Annotated in this window: 8 protein-coding genes; 3 read left to right on the top strand and 5 right to left on the bottom strand. The window is 38.7% G+C overall.

Going from position 1 to position 9,114, the window contains the following annotated elements; all coding sequences use genetic code 11:
- Window positions 1–167: 167 nt before the first annotated feature.
- Window positions 168–2,036: an ABC transporter ATP-binding protein gene (locus tag AC4PL9_RS13655; RefSeq protein ID WP_491605303.1), complete on the bottom strand. Its 1,869-nt coding sequence runs from the start codon at window positions 2,034–2,036 to the stop codon at window positions 168–170.
- 59 nt (window positions 2,037–2,095) lie between these two features.
- Here AC4PL9_RS13655 and rbfA point away from each other — a divergent pair, with 59 nt between their 5' ends.
- Both rbfA and AC4PL9_RS13665 read left to right on the top strand, forming a co-directional pair.
- Complete coding sequence (gene rbfA, locus AC4PL9_RS13660) at window positions 2,096–2,431, top strand: 30S ribosome-binding factor RbfA (RefSeq protein ID WP_491605304.1); 336 nt, start codon at window positions 2,096–2,098, stop codon at window positions 2,429–2,431.
- Window position 2,432: 1 nt separating this feature from the next.
- Entirely contained in the window at window positions 2,433–3,647 is a 1,215-nt protein-coding gene (locus tag AC4PL9_RS13665) for an FtsX-like permease family protein (RefSeq protein WP_491605305.1), read from the top strand.
- Here the strand turns inward: AC4PL9_RS13665 and dusB are convergent.
- The 4 genes from dusB to AC4PL9_RS13685 form a co-directional block, all read right to left on the bottom strand.
- Window positions 3,636–4,625 carry a tRNA dihydrouridine synthase DusB gene (gene dusB, locus AC4PL9_RS13670; protein WP_491605306.1) on the bottom strand — a complete coding sequence of 330 codons (990 nt, stop codon included), beginning with the start codon at window positions 4,623–4,625 and terminating at the stop codon, window positions 3,636–3,638. The two genes, AC4PL9_RS13665 and dusB, sit on opposite strands and share 12 nt — an antisense overlap.
- Before the next feature lie 43 nt (window positions 4,626–4,668).
- Window positions 4,669–6,768, bottom strand: a complete 2,100-nt coding sequence (locus AC4PL9_RS13675; protein WP_491605307.1) for a PKD domain-containing protein — start codon at window positions 6,766–6,768, stop codon at window positions 4,669–4,671.
- A gap of 92 nt (window positions 6,769–6,860) precedes the next feature.
- Window positions 6,861–7,556 (bottom strand): inorganic pyrophosphatase, encoded by a 696-nt coding sequence (locus tag AC4PL9_RS13680; RefSeq protein WP_491605308.1) that lies wholly within the window; start codon window positions 7,554–7,556, stop codon window positions 6,861–6,863.
- A 39-nt stretch (window positions 7,557–7,595) separates the two neighbouring features.
- On the bottom strand, window positions 7,596–8,453 hold the full coding sequence (locus AC4PL9_RS13685) for a M23 family metallopeptidase (RefSeq protein ID WP_491605309.1): 858 nt from the start codon (window positions 8,451–8,453) through the stop codon (window positions 7,596–7,598).
- 155 nt (window positions 8,454–8,608) lie between these two features.
- On the opposite strand from AC4PL9_RS13685, the gene AC4PL9_RS13690 reads away from it, so the two are divergent.
- Window positions 8,609–9,114, top strand: a 506-nt coding sequence (locus AC4PL9_RS13690; RefSeq protein ID WP_491605310.1) for a choice-of-anchor L domain-containing protein, incomplete at its 3' end; no start/stop codon positions are given.

A 9,114-nucleotide genomic window follows, 5' to 3' on the forward strand; every position in this document is an offset into this window, starting at 1 on the left:
GCACTCATCAATAAAGTTGCTGCCAAAAAGTAAATTTTCTTCATAATTCTAAATTTTATTTTGCGATTACGCTGCCGAATATACAGTTATTTCAAAAACCGTCAAAAAAACTTGATACAAAATTGATGAACGGTTAATATTAAAACTTAATCGGAAAAATTCGTGATTTAACTCAATCCCTGTAAACTACAAAGGCGTTGATACAGCCCCTTTTTTGCGATTAATTCATCATGATTTCCTCTTTCGACAACCTCCCCTTTCTGCAGGACTATGATTTCATCCGCATGACGAACAGTACTTAATCTGTGCGCGATAACAATTGATGTTCTGTTACTCATTAATTTTTCCAGAGCATCCTGCACCAATTTCTCTGATTCAGTATCCAAAGCAGACGTCGCTTCATCCAAAATCAGGATCTGAGGATCTTTAAGAATTGCACGGGCAATACTGATCCGCTGTTTTTGTCCGCCACTTAATTTATTTCCTCTGTCCCCAATAATCGTCTCATAACCTTGTTCCTGCTGTTCAATAAACTCATGTGCATTCGCAATACGGGCAGCAGCTTGAATTTGTTCCAGAGAAGCATCCGGGTTACCAAAAGCAATATTATTGCGAATAGTATCATTAAAAAGGATCGACTCCTGAGAAACAATACCTATTTCACTTCGCAAATCTTCCACCCTGAATTGACGAATATCCACACCATCAATACAAACACGACCCGATGAGACATCATAAAAACGGGGTAATAAATCCGACAAAGTCGACTTTCCACTCCCTGATTCCCCCACCAAAGCAACGGTCCTCCCACGGGGAACCGTGAAGCTAACATGATTTATTACTTGCTGATCTCCGTATGAGAAACAAATATCATCGTACACAATAGCCTCTTTGATTCCATTAAAATCAAGCGGATTTATCGGATCATGGATTACTTCATCTGTATCAATTACCTGATTAATTCTGTCAAGACTTACTTTGGCTTTTTGTAAATTCCCTATATTCTGAGCTATACTCTGAATCGGGCGTAATAACTGAGAAAAAACGATAATGAATCCCAAAAACTGAGAACCAGTTAATTGGTTTCCTTCTCCACTCAGAACAATTTTTCCTCCGAAATAAACAATAACAAGCATAACAAAAGCCCCCAAAAACTCATTCAAAGGACTTGATAAATCCCTCTTTCTAAAAGTTGAAGTTATCAACTTTTGATGCCGCAGGTTTGCCTTTGCAAACTTTCCGCGAACCATCTCTGAAGCATTGAATGCTTTTATGATACGGATTCCTCCCAGCGTCTCCTCTATAATAGAAAAGACCCTTCCCATCTGGTCTTGTCCTTCCCTTGCAGTCCGTTTGAGACTTTTTCCAATTCTCGAAATGACAAAAGCGGAAAGAGGCAATACAACAAAAGACACCAAGGTTAATTCAGGACTCCAGTAGAGCAAAAGAGAAACCGTTAACAAAACATCAATAGGATCCCGGAATATCAACTGCAAAACAGCAACCACAGCAATTTCTATTTCATTAACATCCGTACTCATCCTAGACATAAGGTCTCCCTTTTTCTCTTCCGAGTAAAATGACATTGGTAGCCGAAGCGTTTTTGAAAAAATAGTATCTCTTATATCCCTCACAACAGCCATTCGCAATTGCGACTGGTGATAGATAGCCAGGTACCTGAAAAGATTCTTCAGAAAAAAAGCAGAAAGGACGCTTATACAAATAAACAACAGTGCTTTCTCCTGCCCGTTCACAAACAGGTAGTTCTCCATGTAGTACGTATAATAGTCTGAACTGTAATCAAAAAAATCCCCATCCCAGACAGGTGCAACAGGAGCTGTTTCCGGAAAATCGTTGCTAAAAATCAATTCAAGAAAGGGAACAAATAATGCTAAAGAAACCAGATTGAAAATGACAAACAAAAAGTTGTAAAATATGGTCAGGATTGCCTGTACCTTATAATGGAATGTGTAACGGTATATTTCTCGTATTGTTTTCATCAGCAAAACCTCACTTACTCTATTGTTTAACCGCACAAAGATACGTTTTTCAGCTCGTTCTCTCACTTTGAACAAACAATTCGTAACTTTGTCACATGGGTTCAGTTAGACAAAACAAAGTTGAAACAGCAATGCTACGTGAATTGTCTGTTTTTTTTCAGCGCAACGCACGGGAGTACACCTTGGGAAACATGGTGACAGTTACGAAAGTTAGTATTTCAGCAGATTTATCATTCGCAAGAGTGTACCTGAGTATTTTTGGCTCTGCCGAAACAGAAGAGGTGTTGAAACATATTAATGATAATAAATCTAAAATCAGAGGTGTTATTGCCACGGCTCTAAAAAACCTACGTAAAGTTCCTGAGTTTGTATTCCTAATCGACGACTCCCTCGATTATGCGATGAAAATTGATGATTTATTAAAAAAGTAGAGTGAACTTTTCCTTTTTTGTTGCTAAACGGTATTATTTTTCAAAACAATCGAAGAGTATTATCAATATCATTACCCGGATTGCCATTCTGGGGCTAATGGTAAGTACGGCAGCAATGGTCATTGTTCTATCAGCATTTAACGGAATAGAATCTTTGGTACATGATCTCTACTCCGACTTTGATCCGCACATCACCATAACATCCAAGAAAGGAAAAACAGTAAATGCAGACTTTATTCCTATAGATGAAATCCAAAACATTGATGGGGTTTCTCACATCTCTAAACAGATAGAGGAAATCGTTATTATCAAACATGGAAACAAGTGGGTAAACGGGACATTGTTAGGGGTAGAACCTGTTTTTTATGAGATGATTAAACTCAAAGATCATTTGATTCAGGGGCATACACTTAGCAAAGAATACAAAAAAAGCTCTTATATCGGAATTGGTCTACTCAACAAACTGGATGGCATTATTTTCGAAAGTAATCCGGAAAGAATTCTTGTTTACGCTCCCTCCCGGGACGCAAAAATTATGCGTTCATCAAACCCGTTTAAATCAGATGCTTTTCTTATTGATGCTTCAGTAAATTATAACAGGGAGGTCAACAGCTCTTTTCTTATTGTCCCCTTAGAAGCTGCTTCCGATCTTCTTGGTTATGAAAAAGATATAACTCGCCTGGCCGTAAATGTTAATGACTTAGGGAATCTGGAAAAAATCCGGGAAGAGATAGCTTTGTTACTGGGAAGTGATTTTGAGATTAAAACGCACCTTGAAAAAAATGAATTGATCTATAAAACATCCAAAATTGAAAAGATTATTGTCTTCTGTATTCTCATTTTTATTTTTGCGTTGGCAACATTTAACATGGTTGCTTCTCTCACTATGTTATTCATAGAAAAGACTCCTAACCTTAAAACCTTAAAAGCGATAGGTCTGACCGAAAGGGGCATCTTTTCTATCTTTTTCAAACAAGGGTTATTAATTTCCGGATCAGGGATTGTATTAGGACTGTTATTCGGCTACATTATTGTTTCCATTCAGTTCTTTGGAGCTTTTTTGACACTTCCTAACTCTGGGGGAGAAGCTTTTCCCGTAGTTATGTCTGTTACTGACAGTCTGTTAATCGTTGGAGTCACTGGTATTATTGGAGTACTGAGTAGCTGGCTACCTGTATCTTACCTTGTCAGAAAATCAAGAAAATCATTCAACTAATTCAGAGAATTTCAATTCAATTTCATCCAGCGTATCACGAACCTCTTGTAAATCAAAAGAAGTTACCAGTTTTGTTCTGTATTCTTTGAAATGTGGAATTCCCTTAAAATAATTTGTGTAATGTCTCTTCATCTCTATTACACCTAAAGTTTCACCCTTCCATTTCACAGACATTTCCAAATGTCTTCGGGTACTATCCAGCCTTTCCTTAAACGTAGGTCCGGGCAAGTGTTCTTTTGTCTCAATATAATGTCTAATCTCTCTGAAAATCCACGGGTAACCGATGCTTGCCCGACCGATCATGACACCATCAACACCATATTTATTTTTATACTCCACTGCTTTTTCCGGAGTATCAATATCACCATTACCAAAGATAGGTATATGCATTCGGGGATTATTCTTGACATCACCTATCAACGTCCAGTCTGCCTCTCCCTTATACATTTGTTTCCGCGTTCTTCCGTGAATAGACAATGCCTCAATCCCAACATCCTGAAGCCGCTCAGCTACTTCATATATGTGTTTACTGTTATCATCCCAACCCAATCGGGTTTTGACAGTAACAGGCAAAGAAGTAGATTTCACAATTTCTTCCGTAAGGCGAATCATCTTGGGGATATCCTGCAAAATTCCGGCTCCGGCCCCTTTGCAAGCAACCTTTTTAACAGGACACCCGTAGTTGATGTCAATAATATCAGGATTCGTTTTCTCAATAATACGGGCTGCCTCTTTCATGGACTCAATCTCAGAACCAAAAATCTGAATCCCTATAGGGCGCTCATATTCATAGATATCCAACTTCGCAACACTTTTGGCTGCATCCCGAATCAAGCCTTCGGAAGAAATAAACTCGGTGTACATCAGATCAGCACCGCTTTCCTTGCATAAGGCACGAAAAGGAGGGTCGCTTACATCCTCCATAGGAGCAAGCAACAAAGGGAATTCACCCAACTCTATATTGCGAATTTTCACCATAGACGGGCGCAAAGTTACGACCTAAAAGATCAATTGACAAGCGTTACTTTCTGAAGAGTGAAATATTTCCATGCTCCACGCCCGTTTCATCAAAATAGTTCTCGTAATTTACTCTGAAGAAATAAACGCCTTCTGTTGCTTCCATTCCATCCACTGTCCCATCCCAAACCGGGATATACTGTGCATTAGGCTCCATATTTTGCTTACCTCTTGCCATTACCAATCCCCATCGGTCAAAAACAGTCCATTCGAGGCTTTTTGTTCCTTCCACATAGACGGTAAACATATCATTTACACCATCATTGTTGGGAGTAAATACATTTGGAATAGTAAGGACAAACTGATTAAACATAAAAATACTTTGTGTCATTGTATCCGCACATCCCTGATCTGTATAGGCAACAAGAGATACCGAATAATACCCTCCCTCTGCTCCTTCAAAAGAATAGTTGAGATCTGTATCCGTTGACGTACCGCCATCTCCGAAAGTCCACAAATATCCATCTGCTCCCGCTGATAAATTTTCTCCTGTCAAAATTGGAGAAGCGGCATCAAGCGAGTCCTGATCCATACTAAAATCAGCTATCGGAGTAGGATACGCACAAATAAAATTGGGTTCCTGAACCGACACAGAACAAAAACCATTATTACTAACCGTCAGGTCAACCGTATAACATCCTTCTGTAGTAAAACTAATCACCGGATTTTCATCAGAAGCTACAGTACCATTTCCAAATACCCAATCATATATAAAACCATCATTTTCCTGTGTACCGGGATCAAATGTAATGACATCCGGAAAACAAATATTCGTATCAGAAGATGAAATCTGAGGTTGCGGTGTTTCAAGAATTGTAATCGTATGATAACTCGTATCTGCTTCACAACCTCCGATAGAAGGTACTACGTAAATAAATTCATAAACTCCTTCTCCGATTGCGAACAGATCCAATTCAGAAGTCGCTGCATCAAAGCTACCGGAAGCATTTGCACTTACCTCCTCCCACACTCCATTATTATCATGGACTCCCATATTATCAGAAAGAGTAAGAGTTGTTGTTCCAGATGGCAAACAAATTAAATCTGTAAAATCATCACCCGCATCAGGAGCATCGTGAATCGTAATAGAAAAACTTATTTCCGCATTACAAACAGATGAATTCTGATCTTCATCATAAACAAACAATGTCACATCGGAAGTAATTATATCTCCCGCAACGTACTGGGTTCCTCCTCCTCCGGATTGCGTATAATATGCTTCATTTCCGGATAAATCACTTCCCTGAATCACTTCCAGTTCATATCCTCCACAAATATCAACATCACTTACAGGATTCAGTTGAGGCGTCACCCCCACTACAACCTGAAAAACAGAGGTTGTATCCGGACAAAGAGGTGCTCCTTGTGTAGTATAGGTATAATCTCCTGATAAATTAGCTGCCGGATCAAAAGTCCCTGCAACTCCATTTGTCAGAACACTGGGACCATTCCATACTCCGGAATTACTGGGTTGTACAAAATAATCTGCTAAATCAACTGCGGCATCATCCGTACACAATGCTATTTCTGCCCCATTATCGTCTATATAACTATAGGTTGGATTATTCTGATACAATCTAAGATCATCAAAAACCAGATCATTCCCAAATGAAGCTCCGGGAATCTCAGTATACAGTTTAAAGAAAATACTTGATGTTGCAGGATTAAATACTGTCGTTTGATACGTCTGCCAATTGGTAAGGTTTGCCCAATCATCCTGAAATAATATTGTACCCAAAGCATCTTCGACCACAACGCGAACATGTGGCTTGATAAACGAACCATTATTATTCTCAGCCAGATAACAATTTCCCATTTGCCAGGTGAAGTAATAATCTGAACCGGGACATATCTCTATCTCTTTATTAAGCGCTAACCCTGTGTAGTCATTTCTGAAGTTACATAACAATGCACGTTGTCCTTCCGGAACACATTGGTCATTTTGCGGATATTCATTCCAATCATTCAGTGACATCGGTACCACATACGAAACCGGAACCTGATATTCAAAATCATCATGATCAACTAAAACAAAGTTATCTGTCTGTGCAACAGACACTATTAGAGACATCATTGAAAACAGTGATAGTAGTACTTTGTTCATTTTGAGTTTTTTGGGTTCTTAAATCAGGACGAAAAAAGTAGTGAAAAGGTTGTAAAAAAAGCCTGAACGATAAGTCCAGGCTTTTACTAATCTTATGCTTTGACTGTGAAAAAACGCTCCAGAGCTGCCTTTAGTTGCTCGTTTGCATCTCCAAATTTCGATACATAATCTTCATTACTTCTCTTTATCACTTCCAGAGCTTCATCTTTACCATAAACATGTGTTATCTCAACATTTTTTGAGGTTCCTTCCAAATCTTTATAGGTGAGGAAAAAATGCTTCACACGGTCTATTACCATCTTTGGCATTTGCGATATATCCGACATCTCTCCGTATGCCTGATCTCCTTTTAGTACAGCTATTATCTTATCATCAGCCTCACCTCCGTCTATCATTCGGAAACCTCCGATAACTTTAGCTTCAGCAAGAATCCCTCCTCTGCTTACATTTCTTTCACTCAATACACAAATATCCAACGGATCGTGATCTCCAACGATATCTTTTTTTCCTGTCTTTTCAGCGCAAAATTCCGCAACTTTTGTATCACAATAGGTTTGCGGAACAAACCCATACATACAGGGCATATGATTAGAAAACTTTTGCGGACGATCAACCATTATATATCCGGAATCCTTATCTACTTCGTATTTTATTGCATCTTCCGGAATAATCTCGATAAATGCATTCACGATTTCGGGAGATTTATCTCCAATAGAAATACCATGCCACGGGTGGGCTGTAAAACGATTGTTCAAAGCTCCTATAAGGGATTCAATTTCTTCTTTCATATTTGCGATTTTATATAAAGCGGTGCAAAAATAGCCAAATTATTTGAAGCTTATGTAATTTAGCGGGTTAACATATTTTCCATTAAATATTAACTCAAAATGAAGGTGCGGACCTGTCGTATTCTCTCCTGAATTACCGACAATAGCAATCGGATCTCCTCCTCGCACACGATCTCCGGCTTTTTTCAATAATACACTGGCATGCATATACACTGAAATGTATCCGTTACCGTGCGTCACAATCACCGTCCTGCCACCTCTATTTGTCCAATCTGAAAAAATAACGGTTCCATCCAGTACAGACTTAATTGTGGCTTTTTCTTCGGTAACAACATCCACACCTAGATGTCCGTTCTCCATCTTAGCCGACAAGACTCCATTTACAGGAGGAAAGAAATATAGCCCTTCGATCTTTTCATGACCTTCTTCAAATCCCTGATCCTCTTTTATCTCATCACGAACTTTTTCAGCAAGGTTCCTTTCCGAAGCAGAAAAATCGGTTGATACATCTTCCAGATTCTGCGCCGTGTTTTCCCCTAAAGTATCTTCCGGGACATCTTCACCTAACGGCTCACCCAGAATAATCTTTTTTACATCGGAGATATACTTTTCCTGCATCTCCAAACGCGACATAAGTGAATCAATTTTCAAGTACTGTTGTTCAAGCGTTACTCTGTCTGTATTTCGCACGGAATCCGGAAGAAGACCCTTGGCAGGTGTATAACTCACGATCAGAATACTAAGACCAAAAAATAAAAGAAAAAATAAAAAAAGGACAGATAGCAGAACCAGACGACTTACTTCAACTCCCCATAAGGGCTGATATGAATCAGGATTTAACCCGTTAATTTTTATTCGTTTAAGGAAAAAAAGACGTAATTTTGAAATAAAATTCACGTTTACCATTTTTAAAGTTTGGAACGAAATTTGCTACTTGTCAATATGCTAAGTTAATTTAATTTCTTCGCTCAACTCTCTTAAAAAATGTGAATTTTTTGAAAATGAGACGATAACTAACAACGTTTTTCTATTTTAAACGTTATATATAAAATATGAAGTTACTGTTACACATAGTTTTCTTTTGCCTTACCTTTTTACCTTATAGTGTAAAATCGCAGTTAGTAACTTCAGGTAATCAAAGCCCTCAGGCTCTTGTTCAAAATGTTTTAGTCGGTAGTGGAGTTACCGTAAGTAATGTAAATTACACCGGATCTGCTCAGGCAATAGGCCAATTTAACAGTACCAATGCCAATGTTGGCATTCAGGAAGGGCTGATCATGACAACCGGTACAATTCACAACACGCAAGCCGGGGGAAACCGTAATGGACCTCATGGACCAAATGACAGAGAAAACGCCGGAATTGACAATAACAGACCCGGATATAGTTTGCTTAACAGCCTTTCAAACGGGGGAGGAACCTTTAATGCAGCTGTTTTAGAATTTGATTTTGTACCCTATTCAGACTATGTTGAATTCCGCTATGTTTTTGCTTCCGAGGAATATCCCGAATATGTATGTACAGACTTCAATGACGTATTTGCTTTCTTTATTTCGGG

The organism is Wandonia sp. (genome assembly GCF_984588085.1).

Bases quoted from the DNA above. Each gene is read 5' to 3' on its own strand.
- rbfA (WP_491605304.1), top strand. From the start codon at position 2,096: ATGGGTTCAGTTAGACAAAACAAAGTTGAAACAGCAATGCTACGTGAA.
- AC4PL9_RS13680 (WP_491605308.1), bottom strand. From the start codon at position 7,556: ATGAAAGAAGAAATTGAATCCCTTATAGGAGCTTTGAACAATCGTTTT.
- AC4PL9_RS13675 (WP_491605307.1), bottom strand. From the start codon at position 6,768: ATGAACAAAGTACTACTATCACTGTTTTCAATGATGTCTCTAATAGTG.
- dusB (WP_491605306.1), bottom strand. From the start codon at position 4,625: ATGGTGAAAATTCGCAATATAGAGTTGGGTGAATTCCCTTTGTTGCTT.